Source organism: Morganella morganii, assembly GCF_019243775.1.
GTDB lineage: Bacteria > Pseudomonadota > Gammaproteobacteria > Enterobacterales > Enterobacteriaceae > Morganella > Morganella morganii.
On record NZ_CP069157.1, the window covers coordinates 851589 to 870615 of the forward strand.

The following is a 19027-nucleotide window of genomic DNA, read 5'->3' on the forward strand; positions in this document are numbered from 1 at the left end:
TCGTCTGTTTATTCACCTGCTTTGAGGGCTGGTTATCTCTAAAGTGGAATATGTCAGAGCAAAAATTGATCCGAAGCTGAAAGCAGAAGCGATTGAAACGCTTGAATCGATGGGCTTAACAGTGAGTGACGCGATAAGAATGTTGATGATTCAGATTGTTGAACAGAAAGCGATGCCATTTTGTGTGAAAAGTACACAATATCGTCATGCTGCACGTATCCGGGCCGCAATAGAAGAGTTGGAGTGCGGGAAAGGCAAAAAATTTGACAGTATTTCAGATTTAATGGCGGATCTGCAGGATGGCAAGGACGATTGAACGTTCATCTCAGTTTAAAAAAGATTATAAACGGGAAGTTAAGGGTATTTACCGTATGATGTTAAATGACAGTCTACAGAACATCCTGAATATATTGGTAAATGATCTCCCTATACCTGAAAAATACGCTGATCATCCGCTTAAAGGAAATTGGCGTACATTTCGTGATTGCCACCTCTATCCTGATTTGATTTTGATTTATAAAAAATAAGGTGATCGCTGTCTGAAATTGGCTCGCCTCGGATCTCACAGTAAAATTTTTTAATTTTTACCTCAGGCAAAATAGATTACCTCTGTTTCTCTTTTTTGTTTCCGATCAATTCCCCGCTGAAAAAATAATCCGTAATTTTAACCAAAACACTTATCCGTGATTAAATCGCAAATTAGTGAAATGCACCATATTTTGCGAATAATTCAGTGATTGACTTTGCATTATGCGATCTGCGTAAAAGAAAATTCAGTGGGTAATGGATAGCGTAAGCGCAATTTATAACTCAATGGAAGGTGTTCTCTATGAAACGTAGTGTTTTATCTCTTGCTGTGGGTGCTGCACTGGTGATTTCTGATGCAACGGCGTGTACCACTATTTTTGTCGGTGAAAATGCGTCTTCAGATGGTGCGCAATATATTGCCCGCAATGAAGATATGAATCCGGCAAACCCGAAAGTTTTGCAGGTGAATCAGGAAAAAGTAAATAAAGACACTGAGTTTAAAACCAACTTAAATAAATTCACCTATACCCTTCCGGAAAAGGCAATGCGTTATACCACTATCCCGGAATGGAATGATAAAGGTCAGTTCCGTTTCAGTTCCAACGGCTTTAATGACGCCGGTGTCGGGATCAGTGCCACAGAAACTATTTTCGCCAATGAAGCTTCATTAAAAATTGACCCGTATGTTGAAGATACCGGGATTATTGAAGATGCTATTCCGGATGTGGTATTACCGTATGTCTCTTCCGCAAAAGAAGGGGTGATGCGGTTAGGGAAAATCATTGAGGAAAAAGGGGCCGGTGAAGGTTTCGGCGTGGCCTTTATTGATAAAGACGGGATCTGGTATCTGGAAACCGGCAGCGGCCACCAGTGGATGGCAGCAAAAATCCCGGCCAATACCTATTATGTCACTGCAAACCAGGGCCGCCTGGAAAAATTTGATATGAATGACAAAGAAAATTACCTGTCATCCCCGACACTGATTTCCTTTGCCGAGAAAAATGGCTTATATGATCCGAAAAAAGACGGTGAGTTTAATTTCAAAAAAGCCTATACCAAAGATGACGCAAAAAGTGACGGTTATTACAACTATCCGCGAGTGTTAGTGCTGCAGAAAATGTATAACCCGGAAATTAAAACTGACTTTAAAGATGTGAAATCCAATGATTTCCCTGTCTTCTTAAAACCGGCGAAAAAACTGGGGCTGGAAGATATTAAAGCCGGACTGCGCAACCATTATGAAAATGTCGGTACATCTCCGTATGCAACCACCTATCCGGATACCACTAAACGACCAATCTCGGTATTCAGAACCCAGCACTCCCATATTTTACAGGTACGCAAAGATTTACCGAAAGAAATCGGGAATGTCCGTTATATTGCCTTCGGTATGCCGACATTATCCGTTTATGTCCCGGTATATTACGGCCCGGACAGCTACGTGGAAGCTTATACCATCGGTTCACCGCAGGCGGATAACGCCTCCGCACACTGGAAATTCCGTAAATTACAGACACTGGCGATGATCGACTTTAATAAATATTCGAAAATTGTGCAGGCGGAATACAGCAAACAGGAAGCTGAGTTTGCCAAAGAACAACAGGCAATGGAAAAAGAGTATCTGAGTATTTATAAAACAGACCCGGCGAAAGCCAAACAGCTGTTACAGGACTTCCAGAATAAAGTCATGCAGGATGCATTAAATACCACGGATAAACTGACCAATATTATTATGCAGGATTTGACCAATTCCGTGAACGAACGCTACCGCTTTAAAGGCGCGTGATGCGGGAGTACATAAAAAACGGCCTCTGTTACCAGAGGCCGTTTTGAGATGGTCTTTCCGGTCAGTTACCGGCTGACAGCCCGGACCGTCAGTGTAATGCCGTCAACGGCAATCACTTCCACTTCCGTACCGGCAGGCAGTGCCGACTGGCTGTAGACACGCCAGCTGCCGTCTGCCAGACGGATGCGGCTGTAACCGTCTTCCGTCTCTGCCAGCAGTGCGGCACGCAGGCCGATCAGCTTATGATTGACCTGATTCGGCGAACTGCTGTCATTACGCTGGCGGCGGCGCTGAAAATTACGCCACAACACCGCACAGATCACCGTCATCACCGCGAAGATAATACCCTGCCACTCGAGACTGAGCCCCGGCATAATCCACACCAGAAGCGCGACAACCAGTGCCGCCACGCCACTCCAGAGCAGATAACCGCCGGTACCGAGCATCTCCAGAATCAGCAGGATGCCGCCGAAACAGAGCCAGAACCAGACCGCCTGTGATGCGATCATCTCAATCATGCGGATTTACCCTGACCTTTAGTGTCTTTTGACACATTGAACATTTCAGCCACACCGCCGATAGCGCCCATCAGGTTGCTTGCTTCCAGCGGCATCATAATGACTTTGCTGTTTTCCGCCGCACCGATTTTGGTCAGTGCATCGGTATATTTCTGTGCCACGAAGTAGTTAATAGCCTGCATATTACCGTCAGCGATAGCATCAGATACCATCTGTGTGGCGCGGGCTTCCGCCTCTGCCGCACGTTCACGGGCTTCCGCTTCCAGGAAGGCGGACTGACGCAGACCTTCTGCTTTCAGGATCTGAGACTGTTTTTCACCTTCTGCTTTCAGAATCGCGGCCTGACGTATACCTTCCGCTTCAAGAATGTCCGCACGTTTGGTACGCTCCGCTTTCATCTGCGCGTTCATCGCGGAGATCAGTTCTTTCGGCGGACGCACGTCACGGATTTCGATACGGGTGATTTTAATCCCCCACGGGTTGGTAGCCTCATCCACAATGTGCAGCAGGCGGGAGTTGATGGAGTCACGCTGGGATAAAATTTCATCCAGCTCCATCGAACCCAGCACGGTACGGATGTTGGTCATGGTCAGGTTGATGATAGCCAGGTCCAGGTTGCTGACCTCATATGCGGCACGCACCGGATCCACCACCTGAATAAAGCAGACGGCATCGATGGTGACGTTGGCGTTATCGCGGGAGATAACTTCCTGTGACGGAATATCGAGAACCTGTTCCATCATATTGATTTTACGGCCGACACGGTCAATAAACGGCACAATAATATGCAGACCCGGTTGCAGGGTTTTGGTGTAACGGCCAAAACGCTCAACTGTCCACTGATAGCCCTGTGACACGGTTTTAACACCGGTTGCCACAATAATAATTGCGATGAGAATAATAATCGGGACAAAACCCAGTGAGAACAAATCCATGAGCCAAAATCCTTATCAGTAATGAGTGGGTTAAATAATTCAGTAAAGCAATTAATTAGTACAGTAACGAGTATAGCTTACGACGATAAGATGCGGCAGTACTGTCTGCGGTTCCCATTGCCGCCATAATATCCATCATGGTTTTGCGCACCTGACCTTCCGCAGCCGCCAGATCCTTCTTCAGGAAGCTGAATAACAGGGCCAGTGCTTCATCATTGCGGTGCACTTCATGCAGTTTCAGTGCCAGCTGTACCGCGAGCTCTGCATTCTCCGGATCCGCCGCAAAGGTATTTTGCAGTTCCTGGATTTCCGGGGTGTCTGCGGCCTGCTTTTGTAACTCAATTTGAGATAAGAGACCATGATAGCGCGTATCCTGATCCTGAATCGGGACGGACTTCAATACTTTTTCAGCTTCTTCTGACAGCTTCACTTCCATCAGTGTCTGTGCCAGCAGCAGGGTGATTTCGCTGTTATTACTCTCAGCCTGGTGTGCTTCACGCAGCAGCGGCAGAGCAGCCTGAAAATCGCCGGCTTCAATCAGTTCAATGGCCTGACCGGTTTTGATTTCAGATTCGGACGGCAGGAATTTGGCCAGGAAATTACGGACAGTCTCTTCATTCTGCGGCCCCTCAAAACCGTCGACCGGCTGCCCCTGATGGAACAGATAGGTGGTCGGCACCGCACGCAGGCCGAACTGTGAGGCGATCATCTGCTCGGTATCGCAGTTCACTCTGGCGAGGATCATCATCCCGGCATAGTCAGCCGCCACTTTTTCCAGAATGGCGCCCAGTTCCTGACACTGCGGGGACTGTGCGGAATGGAAGAAAAAGACCACCGGCACCTGCATTGAAGATTCAATAACCTGGCGTAAATTGGTTTCGTTAACGTCTGTGATATGTGCGTTTGATAACATATTCATTCTCTTAATAAATTGGCGGACTTTCTATTAACATCTGGGCGCAGCGCGGCATTTCAAGCGGCGGCGGATTTTTTGTTCAGTATTTTATCCATCAGCCACAGCGGCAGCAGGCGTCTGAGCCACATCACTATTACGGTAAGACCCGTAACAGGATAGCGTATTTTCGGGTGCGGGTGCTCCAGGGCGTGGATGACTTTTTTCACCACATCCTCCGGTTTACCGGTAAACAGGCTGGCAATTCCCGGATTTTTTACCGGTTTATCCTGCATCGTTTGTGTGACATTTTCGGTAAAGCGGGTAGTGATCGGCCCCGGTTCAATCAGGCTGACGCGGATCCCGCTGCCGGACAGTTCCATCCGCAGGGCATCAGACCAGGCTTCCAGCGCGTATTTACTGGCGGCATAGGCACCGCGCCCGGGCGTGGAAATCAGCCCCATTACCGAGCTGGTCTGGATGATCCGGCCTTCACCGGCCTGTTTCATAGCGGGCAGCAGCAGGGTGGTCAACTGGTGTGTGCCGAACAGATTGGCGGAAAACTGTTTTTCCAGATCTTCACGGCTGACGGTGTCCAGCGGGCCGTACAGACCAAAACCGGCATTATTGAACAGGCCGTACAGGCGGTTATCTGTCAGTGCCAGCACCTGCTCTGCGGCACGGGCAACACTCTGCGGGCAGTCCAGATCCAGCTCCACCGGCTCAAACCCGAGGCGCGCCATTTCAGCCAGATCTGCCGGTTTGCGGCAGGCGGCCAGCACACGGTAGCCCCGCTGTTTCAGTGTGTTAGCCGCGCATAGCCCGATACCGCTGGAGCTGCCGGTGATCAAAACTGCTTTTTGCATTTCTTTACCTGCTTAACTGCTTATAAATTATGGATAAATCATTTAGGATAGTCTGACACCCGTTACTGTAAGTAAGGCAGCAGTGTTTTATCCATCCAGTCAGTCACATAAGGCTGTGCTGCCGCGTTCGGGTGTATGCCGTCATCCTGAATCCACTGCGGATTGGTGACGACCGCTTCCATATAAAACGGGATCAGCGGAACGGCATTTTCCTGTGCCAGCGCCGGATAGAGCGCCGAGAACCGCTCGGTATAGCGTTTGCCGTAATTCGGCGGAATGCGGATCTGCATCAGCAGCGGTTTCGCCCCGGCGGCCTTCACTGCATCAATCGCAGCCTGAAGGTCAGTGCGGGTTTGTGTCAGCGGCAGACCGCGCAGGCCGTCGTTGGCACCCAGTTCAATCAGTACCCATTGCGGCCGGTGCTGCTCCAGCAGTGCGGGCAGACGGGCAAGTCCCTGAGCCGCCGTATTTCCGCTGATACTGCCGTTTATCAGTGTGATACCGTTACCGGCCTGTTGCCAGCGTTGTCCCAGCTGTGCCGCCCACGCCTCTCCGGCCGGAAGGCGGTAACCGGCACTCAGGCTGTCCCCCAGTATCAGTAATGTTCCGGCGGCATACAAATTCCCGCTGAACAGCAGCAGAAAAAGGAAACAGAGATGGCAGCGGAGCCTATTCTTGAAATTGATCATCTTATTAAGCGCGTCGGTCAGGGTGAAAATGAGATCACTATATTGCAGGGTGCCGGGTTGGTTGTCGAGCCTGAAGAAACAATCGCGCTGGTGGGGGAATCCGGATCCGGAAAATCAACCCTGCTCGGCATTATCGCCGGTCTGGATGACGCGACCTCCGGTGAGGTGAAACTGCTCGGGCAGTCACTGCCGCAGCTGGATGAGGAAGCGCGGGCAAAACTGCGGGCGCGGGATGTCGGTTTTGTGTTTCAGTCCTTTATGCTGATCCCGACCCTTAATGCCCTGGAGAATGTCCAGCTGCCTGCGCTGCTGCGCGGTGAGTCCGAATCCGTCAGCCGGGAGAATGCAGAGCAGCTGCTGATCCAGCTAGGGCTGGAAAAACGCCTGAAACATATGCCTGCCCAGCTTTCCGGCGGGGAACAACAGCGCGTGGCCATCGCCCGTGCATTCTCGACCCGGCCGAAAATTCTGTTTGCCGATGAGCCGACCGGCAACCTCGACCGCCGCACCGGCGACAAAATTGCCGATTTGCTGTTTTCGCTCAATCGCGACTACGGCACCACCCTGATTCTGGTCACGCATGATCTGACCCTCGCTGCCCGCTGTCAGCGGCGGCTGAAACTGTCGGACGGTAAGCTGGAGGAACTGGCATGATCTGGCGCTGGTTCTGGCGGGAGTGGCGTACGCCGTCTCTGCTGGTGGTCTGGCTGTCACTGACCCTGGCGGTGGCCTGTGTGCTGGCACTGGGACGTGCCGGTGATCGTATTAATCAAAGTGTGAACTATCAGAGCCGTGACTATCTGGCCGGTGATCTGGTACTGCGCGGCTCGCATCCCGCGGATGAAACCTGGCTGAAAAAGGCACAGGAAAGCGGCCTGGCGCTCAGTCAGCAGATGAGTTTCAACACCATGGTATTTGCCAATGACGTGCCGCAGCTGGTGTATGTCAAAGCGGCGGATGACGCTTATCCGCTGTACGGCGAGCTGGAAACCGACCCGCCCGGCCTGAAACCGGCCCGGGGAGAGATTTTGATCGCGCCGCGTCTGGCAGAGCTGCTCTCGGTAAAACCGGGACAGATGCTGGAAGTGGGGGATACCGATCTGAAAATCGCCGGTTTCCTTATTCAGGAGCCTGACAGCGGTTTTAACCCGTTTCAGATGGCGCCCCGTGTGCTGATCAATTTACAGGATGTGGAAGCCACCGGTGCCGTACAGCCGGGCAGCCGCCTGACCTACCGCGATATGTTTGCCGGTGCGCCGGATGCGGTGGCGGTGTTTAAACAGCAGTATGAAGATGCGCTGCGGATTGACCAGCGCTGGGTCACCCTGAAACAGGAAGGCGGGGCGCTGGCGAAGTCGATCGATCGCGCTCAGCAGTTCCTGGTGCTCTCTGCGCTGCTGACATTGTTGCTGGCGATCGCCGCAGTGGCGGTTGCTATGTCGCATTACTGCCGCAGCCGTCACACCCTGATTGCCGTACTGAAAACACTCGGCGCCGGGCGGCGCGAGCTGCGTTACTGGGTGGTCGGCCAGTGGGCGGTGCTGATGGCGGCAGCAATGGTTGCCGGATCTCTGCTGGGACTGATTTTTGATGCAATCCTGATGAGCCTGCTGGCACCTCTGCTGCCGAAGGCGCTGCCGGATCCGGGATTATGGCCGTGGGCGTGGGCACTGCTGACACTGCTTGCCATCACGTTGCTGGTGGGCGCACGGCCTTACCGCCAGCTGATGCTGACACAGCCGACCCGCGTACTGCGTGATGATGTGGTGGCGCCGGTCTGGCCGCTGCGCTGGTATCTGCCGCTGGCGGTGCTGATTGTGGCAGGCGGGCTGGCGGTGCTGACCAATGCCTCGTTTCTGCTCTGGGCGGTGCTGGCCGGGGTGGTATTGATCGCCGCACTGCTGGCGGTGGCCGGTTACGGCGGATTATGGCTGCTGGCAAAAATCCCGTTCCGTGCGCTGAGTCTGCGCCTGGCTGTCCGCCGTCTGCTGCACCAGCCCGGCCAGACACTGGTACAGACCGGGGCGTTCGCGCTCTCCTTTATGCTGCTGGGATTGCTGGTGATGATCCGCGGTGATCTGATCGGGCGCTGGCAGCAGCAACTGCCGCCGGACACGCCGAACTATTTTCTCGTGAATATGACGGAAGAACAAATAACGCCGGTCAATCAGTTGCTGGCGTCACACAACGTGACACCGTCGGAATATTACCCGGTGGTGCTGGCGCGGCTGTCCGGCATTAACGGCGAAACTGCGCTGGCATGGGCGGATGCGCGTGATCCGGGCAACAACACGGTCCGCCGCGAACTGAGCCTCACCTGGCTGGAATCGCTGCCGCCGCTCAATGAACTGGTGGACGGCACCTGGCCGCCGAAACCCGGGGAAGTCTCCATTGAGATGGAAGTGGTCAAAGAACTCGGGCTGAAAGTCGGGGATACCCTGACCTTTACCGGTGATACCCGGCCGTTTACCGTGACTGTCAGCAGTGTGCGGCAGGTGGACTGGGAAAGTATGCGGCCTAATTTCTTCTTCATCTTTAATCACGCCTCGCTGGAAAACCAGAGCGCCATGTGGCTGACCAGCTTTCACTATGACGGTAATGACGGGTTAATCACCCAGATGAACCGCAAGTATCCGTCCATCAGTATTTTTGATACCGGCTCGATGCTGAAACAGATCCAGACCATTCTCGCGCAGGTCAGCCGTGCGCTGGAAGCGATGGTGGTACTGGTGCTGATTTGCGGCGTGCTGTTATTACTGGCACAGATCCAGGTGGGGATGAACCAGCGCCGGACCGAGCTGGTGGTATACCGCACGCTCGGGGCCGGTAAACGCCTGTTGCGGCGCACGCTGTGGAGTGAGTTTGCCTTGCTGGGCGCGATGGCCGGAGTGGTCGCGGCGCTCGGAGCGGAGACAGCCCTGTGGCTGTTGCAGACCCGCGTGTTTGATTTTCCGTGGCAGCCGCAGTGGCCGCTGTGGGTCGGGCTGCCGCTGGCCGGTGGTTTTCTGCTGTCACTCTGCGGCAGTGTGCTGGGGATCCGCCTGCTCGGGGATTCTCAGCAATACCGCCGCCTGCAGAGTTAGTCCGGCGACGATGTGTATGCTCTGACCGGTTTGTGTTGTGGTGGCCGCATAAAGAATGTGGCCGCCAGAATCACAATCACCGGCAGGGCAATCAGCAGAAACGCAGGGGTAAAGCTGCCGCTGTAATCCTTGACGGCACCGGCAAAGAATGGTGCCAGACAGGCAAAGGTGGAAATCAGGTTCACCACAGAGAACAGCTCCAGATACGGACCACGGCCGAAATAGTTTGCCAGCAGCACGCTGGAGGCCAGGAATGTCATGCCGTAACCAATCCCCACCAGTACGGTAAACAGGATCAGCAGCGGCCAGCTGGTCGCGATACTCAGTGTCAGCACACCGAATGTGATAGTGGCGAGGCTGATAATCAGCAGTTTTTTCGGCTCCAGCCACTCTCCGATAGCGCCGCCCGCCAGACGGGAAAAGGCGTTAATAAAGGCCATAGTACTGAGCAGTGTGGCGGCAACGGTTTCACTGAACCCCTTATCCATAATATGCGGCACGGCAAAGCTGTTTACGGTGAATCCGCACCATAAAAACGCGGTATAAGAGGCGGCGATGACATAAAACTGCCAGGTTCTCAGCGCCTGACGGGCGCTCCAGCGCGCCTGACTGCGGTAGATACGGGAACTCTGTTTTTTCTGCTGCCACATCACGGCACGGGCGTGAGTGATCTCACGGCGGCCTTCCCGCATCACCAGCAGGGTGATCAGAGTGACAACGGCCAGCGTCAGGGCGGAGATCAGCCAGTGGATCCGCCAGGAGCCGAACACATGCGCGGCGAGAAAATAGATCCACGGCCCGACCACACCGCCCAGCCCGCCAAGAGTAAAGTAAAAACCAAACGCCAGCGACTGACGGCTGAACAGCCGCGAAATTACATAAGTGCCGGGAACAGTAGCCATAAAGGTAAAACCAATCCCGAGAAAGGCGGTGCCGATAAAATAGCGCTGAATTGACTGTGTGGTGTACAGGCTGTAAAACCCGGCCAGAAACAGCAGCAGCCCGGCCAGCAGCGTCAGGCGAACATTGGTTTTACGGATGAGAAGACTTGGCAGAAAGCTGGATAGCCCGCAGGTCAGCCCGAGCAGGGTGAATCCGAAACCGGCGTCTGTCCAGCTCCAGTTCAGCTCTCTGAGCATGCCGGGTAAGACCACGCCTAATGAGGTAAAGGTGGTGGCAGTGGTGAGGAAATAAACCAGCCCCAGCAGGGTGAGTATAGTCCATTGATAAACAGGACCTAAGCGGCGATCTGACGAAAACATCCCGGCTCCGGATACGGCGTAAAAAGCAAAATGCCCGGCTGAACACCGGGCATCAGAATGGGGCTATTGTCGCCGGAAACCGTGCCGACTACCAGCTTAATATTGTTTTTGCCCAGTCCGCAGAGGATTGATATTCCGGCGGTAAATCCTGTGCCAGCCCGCTGAGTGCCGAGATAAGCTGTGCCGGATCCGGATGAGTCAGGTTAATGTGACCGACCTTACGCGCCGGGCGCACTTCTTTGTCATACCAGTGCAGATGCGCCAGCGGTTGTGCCAGCCACTGTGTATTCAGCTCTGTGCCGATAATATTCACCATGACCGCCGGGGCGGTGACAACCGGCTGCGGCAGCGGCAGATCCAGAATCGCCCGCAGATGCAGCTCAAACTGGCTGACGGACGCACCGTTTTGTGTCCAGTGGCCGCTGTTATGCACTCGCGGTGCCAGTTCGTTGATCAGCAGGCCGTCTTCTGTGACAAAACACTCCATAGCCATCACACCGGTATAATCCAGCTCAGTGAGGATAGCCCCCAGCATCTGCTCAGCCTGTGTCTGAAGCGGGTTTTGTGTCTGCGGGAAGGCCACGCTCATACGCAGAATGCCCTCTTCGTGATGGTTTCGGGTCAGCGGGTAAAACACACATTGCCCGGCGCGGTTACGGGCACCGACCAGCGACACTTCGCCGGAAAACAGAATGCCTTTCTCGGCAATACATTCGCCGTAAATCTCCGGCGGCAGAGTAGCTTCATCACCGGGACGCACCCGCCACTGACCGCGTCCGTCATAACCGCCGGTGCGGCGCTTGACGATGACAAAGTCCCCGAGACGGGCAAAAATGTCCGGCCATTCATCCGGAGAGGAGAGCGGCTGCCAAGGTGAGGTGGCGAGATGCAGGTCATCCATCAGCTGTTTCTGCGGCAGGCGGTCTGCCAGGCGCGGAAAAATATCGCGGTTGATAAAGGCAGGGTGCTGCTCCAGCACCTGTGTCAGCGCGGTCTGCGGCCACTGCTCGATTTCAGCGGTGATCACGCTGTGCTGATAAGGGACGGCTTCCGGCTCGGCATCTAACCCGACCGGATAAACCGAAATCCCCAGCGGCTCACCGGCCTGGCGCAGCATCCGGCCCAGCTGGCCGTTTCCCAGAACACACACCGGTTTCATCAGTTGGCCTCCCGCGGATCCGGGTGGCTGAGGACATCATCGGTCTGCGCATTGCGCCAGTCTGTCAGGCGGATAAGCAGCGCCTCATCATGCAGGGCGAGGATCTGTGCGGCGAGCAGGGCGGCATTGGCGGCACCGGCTTTGCCGATAGCCAGCGTACCGACCGGAATGCCTTTCGGCATCTGCACAATGGAATAGAGACTGTCGACACCGCTGAGCGCGGCACTCTGCACCGGCACACCCAGCACCGGTACGAGGGTTTTCGCCGCCAGCATCCCCGGCAGATGCGCGGCACCACCGGCACCGGCAATGATCACATCAAACCCGTTCTGTTTTGCGGTTTCAGCAAAGGAAAACAGTTTGTCCGGCGTGCGGTGCGCGGAAACCACTTCTGTGTGATAAGGCACCTGAAGCATATCGAGGATCGCTGCGGCGTGTTCCATGGTGCTCCAGTCACTTTTGGATCCCATAACAATAGCCACTTTGGCTGCCGGTGAGTGTTGTTGCGAAGAGGCGGCGTTCATGTTTTCGGTGCTCCTGTACATCCCGCGTCACGAAAATTGACAGACGTCCGGCCGTTGGCCGGTTAAGAAGACGGGCATAATATCACGGTAAATCACGAAGGAAAACGTTTGCGTCACGGATTTTTCACAAATACGGGGAGATAACGGCTCAGAACGGAAAGAAGATCAGTGAAATGCTGTCCGGGGTGATTTTAAAGGCAGAACCCTGTGAGTGCCACGCGCCGAGGACACCGCGAAAGTGCGTTTCGCCGTCAGCGGAGACATCATGCACCGCAGGACGGTGAGTGTGGCCGTGGATCATCCAGCGGGTCCGGTACTGACGGAATGCCTTCATCACCTCGTTCTGATTCACATCCATAATCGCTTCGCTTTTGCGCTGATTGGCAGACTGACTGCCCGCGCGCATTTTCTTCGCGATTTTCAGGCGCAGCGACAATGGCAGCCACAGAAACAGGCGCTGGATCCACGGAGTGTGAACACGCTGGCGATAATGCTGGTAGTCCGTATCATCCGTGCAGAGGGTATCGCCGTGCAGGATCAGGATCTGATGCCCTTCGGCTTCAATCACCTGTGTATCCGGCAGCAGGGTCATGCCGCACTGACGGGCATAGCGCTCACCCAGCAGGAAATCACGGTTGCCGCAGATAAAGAAGATCTTCACGCCGCTGTCACTGAGGGATTTCAGTGCATCAGCCACGGTTTTATGCAGCGGGTTCGGGTCATCATCACCAATCCAGTAATCAAAAAAATCACCGAGGATATAGAGCTGTGATGCGTGAACAGCCTGTTCCCGCAGGAAACGAAGAAAGCCGGCGGTGATCGCCGGCTCCTGCTCATTTAAATGCAAATCTGCAATAATAAGCGTGGTCATACTTACTCAGAAACAGTCACGCTTTCGATGATCACATCTTCGCGCGGCACATCCTGGTGCATACCGCTGTTGCCGGTTTTGACCGCTTTGATTTTGTCCACAACATCCATACCTTCAACCACTTCAGCAAACACGCAGTAGCCCCAGCCACTTGGTGTTTCTGAACGGAAGTTCAGGTAGTCGTTGTCAACCACGTTAATGAAAAACTGTGCAGTGGCGGAATGCGGATCGTTGGTACGGGCCATCGCCAGGGTGCCGCGGTTGTTTTTCAGACCGTTGTTGGCTTCGTTTTTGATCATACCGAGAGTCGGTTTCTGCTTCATGCCCGGTTCAAAACCGCCGCCCTGGACCATGAAATCATTGATAACACGATGGAAAATGGTGTTATTGTAGAAACCGTCTTCACAATATTTCAGGAAGTTTGCGACCGTTTCCGGTGCTTTATCCGCGAACGTCTTAATGACGATATCACCATGATTTGTATGAAAAGTTACCATAATAATTTCCTGCTGCTTATATTATAAAGGCAATAATCTGCCGTTTTTATCTCCGGGGTGTGTTATATCATACTCACTAATCTGCGTCAGTATTTGTTATAATCACCGGGTTTTACAGGGTCTTTCTTGCATTTGCAGGGTATTCGCGTTTCAATAACCTGACCTGTCTCAGATTATGATCCCCGCAGACAGATATAAAAAATAAAGTATTTATTATCAATTAATTAACAGAAGTCACCATCAACACGTACAGACTTTTAATGGAATAGTCCTATGCTGAAAATTTATAACACCTTATCAAGACAAAAAGAGGAATTTAAGCCCATTAACCCCGGTAAAATCGGGATGTACGTGTGTGGTATCACTGTTTACGACCTGTGTCATATCGGACACGGGCGGACATTTGTCGCGTTTGACACCATCGTGCGCTATCTGCGTCACGCCGGGTATGATGTGAACTATATCCGCAACATCACGGATGTGGACGACAAAATTATCAAACGGGCGAATGAAAATAACGAAACCTGTGATCAGCTGGTGGATCGCATGGTGGCGGAGATGCACCGCGATTTCGATGCCATGAACCTGATGCGCCCGGATTCAGAGCCGCGCGCCACACATCACATCAAAGAGATTATTGAGATCACGCAGTTACTGCTCGATCGCGGTCATGCCTATGTGGCGGACAACGGGGATGTGATGTTTGATATCAGCAGTGACCCGGAATACGGCCTGCTGTCACGCCAGGATCTGGAGCAGCTTCAGGCCGGTGCCCGTGTCGAGGTGGCGGATGTGAAACGCAACCCGATGGATTTCGTGCTGTGGAAAATGTCCAAACCGGGTGAGCCGTCATGGGAATCCCCGTGGGGCGCAGGCCGTCCTGGCTGGCATATCGAATGTTCCGCGATGAACAGCAAACAGCTGGGCACACATTTTGATATTCACGGCGGCGGTTCTGACCTGATGTTCCCGCACCATGAAAACGAAATAGCGCAGTCCACCTGTGCCCACGACGGCCCGTATGTCAATTACTGGATGCACTCCGGTATGGTGATGGTTGATAAAGAGAAGATGTCAAAATCCCTCAATAACTTCTTCACCATCCGTGATGTGCTGGGCTATTACGACCCGGAAACGGTGCGTTACTTCCTGCTGTCCGCACATTACCGCAGCCAGCTCAACTACACAGAAGAGAACCTGAAACAGGCGCGTACTGCTCTGGAGCGTTTCTATACCGCACTGCGCGGCACAGATAAAGATGCGGCGGTCGTGGTGAATGAGGAATTCGCAAATCGTTTCCGCGATGCGATGGATGATGATTTTAACACGCCGGAAGCTTACTCTGTGCTGTTTGATATGGCGCGTGAACTGAACCGTCTGAAACAGGAAGATATGACTGCAGCAAACGGCCTGGCAGCACAACTGCGCCAGCTGGCCGGTGTGCTGGGGCTGCTGACTCAGGATCCGGAGCAGTTCCTGCAAAGCGGTGCGCAGAGCGAAAGTGATGAAGATGCAGCGAAAATCGAAGCACTGATCAAACAGCGCAATGATGCCCGCGCCTCAAAAGAGTGGGCGCTGGCCGATGCGGCCCGTGATGCTTTAACCGACATGGGTATTGTGCTGGAAGATGGCCCGCAGGGTACCACCTGGCGCCGTAAGTAATCGTTATTACATTCTGACTGAAAAGCCCGGCATTATTCACTGCCGGGTTTTTTTATATTATTTTATTTTTACCGGGCAGGCATAACCGCCGGTTATCCGCTATTCTGTTACAGCACCTGCTTTATTGTGTGATGTCTTTGTCGTACTTTTATATTAAAAATAAAGGAAGCATCTGATGAGTAAAAATATGTTAGCTATGCTGGTGGCATCTGTCTGTGCATTCGGCGCAATGACGGCATCTGCCGCCGGACTGTCAGATAATATGAAAACGCTGAACGCGAATCTGCAGATTGTTGAAAAAACAGATGACGCGGCAGCGCTGAAAACTGCACTGACCGACATGCGTGCTGCGGCACAGAGTGCCAGAGAAGAATTACCGGCCAAACTGAAAGGTAAAGCGGCGGACAGCGCAGAAGTGAAGGATTACCATCACGGTTATGATGTTCTGACCGGACAAATTGATGAAGCACTGAAGCTGACGGAAGAAGGTAAAATTCCGGAAGCAAAAGCCATGGCTGAACAATTTAAAGCCACCCGTGGTGAATACCACAAGAAATACCGTTAACAACTGATATAAATACCATTTTCCGTATTAAAAACGCCCGGTCATGATTGCCGGGCGTTTTGTTATTCAGCGGCTGATAATCAGTCCCGTTTGCGCGGCATCATGCGCAGCAGGGTATTATCTTTCCAGAAGTAGTGATGAGCCAGTGCGGCGGCGGCATGCAGGCCGATAATAAAATAACCGGTATTGGCAACGATCTCATGAATATTCTGTATGCTGTACGCGAGATCTTCATCCGGCGCGGCGGAGACCGGCATCGGGATACCGAATAATGACCAGTCATAACCGTTCAGATATTTAATACTGAAACCGAGTACCGGTAACAAAATAAATATCACAAAGATTATCAGGTGCACCAGATGGGATAAGCCGGTTATCATCGGTGACGGTCTGGGAATAATAGCCGGTGCGCGGTGCTTTATTCTGACGGCCAGCCGGACAATCATCAGTATACCGACAGCGATACCGCAACTGTAATGCAGCCCGGCCAAAATACTTCTCAGTGGTTCGTCAGCATTGTCCCGTAACAGGGCGCTGATATAAACGACAATCACAAGCAGGAAAATAAACCAGTGCAGGGCAATCTGCACAGGCTGAAATTTTTGTGTTTTCATTTTTTGCGGCTCTTATTATACGGATAAAAAAACCAGAGGCAGTGCTCTGGTTTATTCGCAGATTACGATTATTCAGCCACCTTTACCTGCTCACCGGCAAATTCCACCACTTTACCGGCGGTGATTTTGCAGCGCTTGCGGGTTTCCGTTTCACCGTCAACAGTCACCTGACCATCAGCGATAAATTGTTTGGCGGCGGCACCGCTGTCGGCCCAGCCCTGAATTTTGAGCAGGTCGCACAGCTCAACATGCGGATGGCCGTCAAGATTAAAAATATCCATTGTTACTCGTCCTTATCGTGAAATTCTTCGCAGGCCTGTAATGTATTCTGAATCAGTGTGGCGACCGTCATCGGCCCGACACCGCCCGGCACCGGGGTTATCCACTCCGCACGTTCAGCGGCTTCGGCAAAATTCACATCGCCGACCACTTTGCCGTTTTCCAGACGGTTAATGCCCACATCAATCACAATTGCGCCGGGTTTGATCCACTCACCCGGAATAAAATTCGGTTTCCCGACCGCCACAATCAGCAAATCCGCGTGTTCAACATGGTGACGCAGATTGGTGGTAAAGCGGTGAGTGACAGTTGTGGTGCAACCGGCCAGCAGCAGCTCCAGGCTCATCGGGCGGCCGACAATATTGGATGCGCCGATAATCACGGCATTCAGACCAAATGTATTGATATTGCAGCGCTCAAGCAGTGTCACAATACCGCGCGGTGTGCACGGGCGCAGATTCGGCGCACGCTGACACAGGCGGCCGATATTATAAGGATGAAAACCGTCGACGTCTTTATCAGGATGAATGCGTTCAATCACTTTGACATTATCAATGCCGGCAGGCAGCGGAAGCTGAACGAGGATCCCGTCGATAGTATTATCATTATTCAGTTCATCAATGAGATGGAGGAGTTCAGCTTCGCTGGTGGTATCGGGGAGGTCATAAGAGCGTGAAATAAATCCGACTTCTTCACATGAACGGCGTTTGCTGGCGACATAAATCTGCGACGCGGGGTTCTCACCGACCAGGATAACGGCAAGACCGGGAGCCCGTTTTCCGCTGGCAATCCGTTGCTGAACTTTTGCGGCAACTTCGGCACGTATGGTCGACGCAATCGTTTTCCCGTCTATAATTTTTGCTGACATCGTGTAAAAATCCATAAAACAGATAAAAGATGGGCACTATTCTGTCAGAACATTTTCCGTCTGTCAGTTATGTTTTATTAAGGTGTCAGAAAGTAACTGCCGAAGATAACTGATTTTCTGATTGACTCGCTGCGTCGCAGCCGTATAATCCACGGTGCATCAAGCAGTTAACCCGCTGTTTTTTTCCTCAGCGCGCCCTTAGCTCAGCTGGATAGAGCAACGGCCTTCTAAGCCGTAGGTCACAGGTTCGAATCCTGTAGGGCGTACCATTCCGAAGTCAATGGACATCAACCGATGTCTTTTTTTATGTCTGAAATTCAGTTAATTAGCTGATTTTAACTTTTCTTCGTTCAACTGACATCCACCTATATCAACCTAAATCAAGTAATATTTGTTGGCATATGCGTTGGTACATACAGGTTCAATGAATTCTTTTACCAACACAAACTCATGGGAGTTCCTATACGGCACTAACAGATGTGAAGGTAAGAACGGCAAAGCCTGCCGATAAAGGATACAAACTAACTGACGGTGAAGGAATGCACCTTTATGTGCATGCTAATGGTTCTAAATACTGGCGGTTACAATAATAGTTTATGGGAAACATATTCGATTTGACGCATGTGTTTTTTAGAGGTAATTTAAAAAAAAGATTACAGAGGTACACATGGAACCATTACAACTGTTTAAAATTTTAGGTGACCAAACCAGACTGGATATCGTGCTATTGCTAAAAGCATCCGGGGAGTTATGTGTCTGTGATATCTATACGGCCTTGAATTTATCGCAACCAAAGACATCCCGGCATCTGGCAATGCTAAGAGAATCAGGTCTTTTGCTCGATTCAAAACATGGCAAATGGGTTCATTATCGTTTATCTCCTGCATTACTACCGTGGGTGAAAAGTATCATTGATGTCACTTACGCCACAGAGAAAAATAGAGTTGCAGATTTGCTTAAGAGCTTGGAGACAAAAGAACCTGCGGGTAGCTGTTCTGTATAAAAATTTTTAAGCTAACATATTTGGAAAAACATATGTAAGGTTGAGCGATGAAAAAACTAGAAGTATTTGATCCCGCATTATGCTGTAGCACCGGTGTTTGCGGAACCGAAGTCGATCAAGCATTGGTAGACTTCGCAACAGATGTGGATTGGTTAAAAAAACAAGGAGCAAGTATAAGGCGTTTTAATTTAGCGCAAGAGCCTATGGAGTTCGTTAACAACACAAAAGCAAAAACATTTTTGGAAACCGCAGGTGCCGGGTCACTTCCGCTATTGATTCTTGACGGTGAGATTGTGCTGACTGGTCGATACCCAAAACGACATGAGCTAGCCAGATGGTTTGGTATTCGACCGAATATTGAAAAAGCTGAAATTGTTAAATCGTGTTGTGGTAATGGTAAAACGTGTTGTTAACAGGAGCAATAAA

General features: G+C 52.0%; 22 protein-coding genes, 1 tRNA gene and 1 pseudogene. 11 read left to right on the forward strand and 13 right to left on the reverse strand.

Translation table 11 applies throughout. The features are described from left to right. The first annotated feature begins 43 nt into the window (after positions 1-43). The 3 genes from JL661_RS03840 to JL661_RS03850 all read left to right on the forward strand — a co-directional run bounded on the left by JL661_RS03840 (position 44) and on the right by JL661_RS03850 (position 2314). Positions 44-316 carry a type II toxin-antitoxin system RelB/DinJ family antitoxin gene (locus tag JL661_RS03840; protein WP_225310119.1) on the forward strand — a complete coding sequence of 91 codons (273 nt, stop codon included), beginning with the start codon at positions 44-46 and terminating at the stop codon, positions 314-316. Then, a complete protein-coding gene (locus tag JL661_RS03845; RefSeq protein WP_004237651.1) occupies positions 300-527 on the forward strand; it encodes a type II toxin-antitoxin system YafQ family toxin in 228 nt (75 codons plus the stop codon). The genes JL661_RS03840 and JL661_RS03845 overlap by 17 nt, the downstream gene beginning before the upstream one ends. Before the next feature lie 302 nt (positions 528-829). Next, on the forward strand, positions 830-2314 hold the full coding sequence (locus JL661_RS03850; RefSeq protein WP_004237652.1) for a C69 family dipeptidase: 1485 nt from the start codon (positions 830-832) through the stop codon (positions 2312-2314). Positions 2315-2379: 65 nt separating this feature from the next. On the opposite strand, the gene JL661_RS03855 is transcribed toward JL661_RS03850, so the two are convergent. From JL661_RS03855 to tesA, 5 genes are all read right to left on the reverse strand, one after another. Continuing rightward, complete coding sequence (locus tag JL661_RS03855) at positions 2380-2832, reverse strand: NfeD family protein (protein WP_004237653.1); 453 nt, start codon at positions 2830-2832, stop codon at positions 2380-2382. Further along, complete coding sequence (locus JL661_RS03860) at positions 2829-3767, reverse strand: SPFH domain-containing protein (RefSeq protein ID WP_032099238.1); 939 nt, start codon at positions 3765-3767, stop codon at positions 2829-2831. Before JL661_RS03860 ends, JL661_RS03855 begins: the two co-directional genes overlap by 4 nt. 55 nt (positions 3768-3822) lie before the next feature. Then, complete coding sequence (locus tag JL661_RS03865; RefSeq protein WP_015422944.1) at positions 3823-4680, reverse strand: co-chaperone YbbN; 858 nt, start codon at positions 4678-4680, stop codon at positions 3823-3825. A gap of 59 nt (positions 4681-4739) precedes the next feature. Then, on the reverse strand, positions 4740-5525 hold the full coding sequence (locus tag JL661_RS03870) for an SDR family oxidoreductase (RefSeq protein ID WP_062771820.1): 786 nt from the start codon (positions 5523-5525) through the stop codon (positions 4740-4742). Between the two features lie 62 nt (positions 5526-5587). Beyond that, on the reverse strand, positions 5588-6214 hold the full coding sequence (gene tesA / locus JL661_RS03875) for a multifunctional acyl-CoA thioesterase I/protease I/lysophospholipase L1 (RefSeq protein WP_032099246.1): 627 nt from the start codon (positions 6212-6214) through the stop codon (positions 5588-5590). Between tesA and ybbA the strand changes: the two genes are divergently transcribed. Further along, on the forward strand, positions 6182-6868 hold the full coding sequence (gene ybbA / locus JL661_RS03880; protein WP_004237659.1) for a putative ABC transporter ATP-binding protein YbbA: 687 nt from the start codon (positions 6182-6184) through the stop codon (positions 6866-6868). The two genes, tesA and ybbA, sit on opposite strands and share 33 nt — an antisense overlap. Then, positions 6865-9297, forward strand: a complete 2433-nt coding sequence (gene ybbP, locus JL661_RS03885) for a putative ABC transporter permease subunit YbbP (RefSeq protein WP_062771818.1) — start codon at positions 6865-6867, stop codon at positions 9295-9297. Before ybbA ends, ybbP begins: the two co-directional genes overlap by 4 nt. Here ybbP and JL661_RS03890 read toward each other — a convergent pair. The 5 genes from JL661_RS03890 to ppiB all read right to left on the reverse strand — a co-directional run bounded on the left by JL661_RS03890 (position 9294) and on the right by ppiB (position 13610). Further along, positions 9294-10559: an MFS transporter gene (locus tag JL661_RS03890; protein ID WP_004237662.1), complete on the reverse strand. Its 1266-nt coding sequence runs from the start codon at positions 10557-10559 to the stop codon at positions 9294-9296. The genes ybbP and JL661_RS03890 overlap by 4 nt on opposite strands. Before the next feature lie 88 nt (positions 10560-10647). Further along, positions 10648-11718, reverse strand: a complete 1071-nt coding sequence (gene purK / locus JL661_RS03895) for a 5-(carboxyamino)imidazole ribonucleotide synthase (protein WP_062771816.1) — start codon at positions 11716-11718, stop codon at positions 10648-10650. Beyond that, on the reverse strand, positions 11718-12242 hold the full coding sequence (gene purE, locus JL661_RS03900; RefSeq protein WP_032098360.1) for a 5-(carboxyamino)imidazole ribonucleotide mutase: 525 nt from the start codon (positions 12240-12242) through the stop codon (positions 11718-11720). Before purE ends, purK begins: the two co-directional genes overlap by 1 nt. 148 nt (positions 12243-12390) lie before the next feature. Then, on the reverse strand, positions 12391-13113 hold the full coding sequence (locus JL661_RS03905) for a UDP-2,3-diacylglucosamine diphosphatase (protein WP_004237665.1): 723 nt from the start codon (positions 13111-13113) through the stop codon (positions 12391-12393). Between the two features lie 2 nt (positions 13114-13115). Further along, entirely contained in the window at positions 13116-13610 is a 495-nt protein-coding gene (gene ppiB / locus JL661_RS03910; protein WP_004237667.1) for a peptidylprolyl isomerase B, read from the reverse strand. A gap of 273 nt (positions 13611-13883) precedes the next feature. Between ppiB and cysS the strand changes: the two genes are divergently transcribed. Both cysS and cybC read left to right on the forward strand, forming a co-directional pair. Beyond that, a complete protein-coding gene (gene cysS / locus JL661_RS03915; RefSeq protein WP_004241002.1) occupies positions 13884-15272 on the forward strand; it encodes a cysteine--tRNA ligase in 1389 nt (462 codons plus the stop codon). A 175-nt stretch (positions 15273-15447) separates the two neighbouring features. Continuing rightward, complete coding sequence (gene cybC, locus JL661_RS03920; protein ID WP_004237672.1) at positions 15448-15837, forward strand: cytochrome b562; 390 nt, start codon at positions 15448-15450, stop codon at positions 15835-15837. Between the two features lie 80 nt (positions 15838-15917). Here the strand turns inward: cybC and cybB are convergent, their stop codons facing one another. From cybB to folD, 3 genes are all read right to left on the reverse strand, one after another. Then, positions 15918-16451: a cytochrome b561 gene (gene cybB, locus JL661_RS03925; protein ID WP_036416701.1), complete on the reverse strand. Its 534-nt coding sequence runs from the start codon at positions 16449-16451 to the stop codon at positions 15918-15920. A gap of 68 nt (positions 16452-16519) precedes the next feature. Next, positions 16520-16732 carry a ribosome-associated protein YbcJ gene (gene ybcJ / locus JL661_RS03930; protein ID WP_004237674.1) on the reverse strand — a complete coding sequence of 71 codons (213 nt, stop codon included), beginning with the start codon at positions 16730-16732 and terminating at the stop codon, positions 16520-16522. Between the two features lie 2 nt (positions 16733-16734). Next, positions 16735-17598, reverse strand: coding sequence for a bifunctional methylenetetrahydrofolate dehydrogenase/methenyltetrahydrofolate cyclohydrolase FolD (gene folD / locus JL661_RS03935; RefSeq protein WP_004241000.1), 864 nt, complete (start codon positions 17596-17598; stop codon positions 16735-16737). A gap of 192 nt (positions 17599-17790) precedes the next feature. Between folD and JL661_RS03940 the strand changes: the two genes are divergently transcribed. From JL661_RS03940 to arsD, 4 genes and pseudogenes are all read left to right on the forward strand, one after another. Then, positions 17791-17867 (forward strand) — tRNA-Arg (locus JL661_RS03940). Positions 17868-18026: 159 nt separating this feature from the next. Next, positions 18027-18185, forward strand: a pseudogene (locus tag JL661_RS03945) (Arm DNA-binding domain-containing protein); the annotation flags it as partial. A gap of 80 nt (positions 18186-18265) precedes the next feature. Continuing rightward, entirely contained in the window at positions 18266-18601 is a 336-nt protein-coding gene (locus JL661_RS03950; RefSeq protein ID WP_015422942.1) for a metalloregulator ArsR/SmtB family transcription factor, read from the forward strand. Positions 18602-18648: 47 nt separating this feature from the next. Further along, positions 18649-19014 carry an arsenite efflux transporter metallochaperone ArsD gene (gene arsD / locus JL661_RS03955; RefSeq protein WP_024474765.1) on the forward strand — a complete coding sequence of 122 codons (366 nt, stop codon included), beginning with the start codon at positions 18649-18651 and terminating at the stop codon, positions 19012-19014. Positions 19015-19027 lie beyond the last annotated feature (13 nt).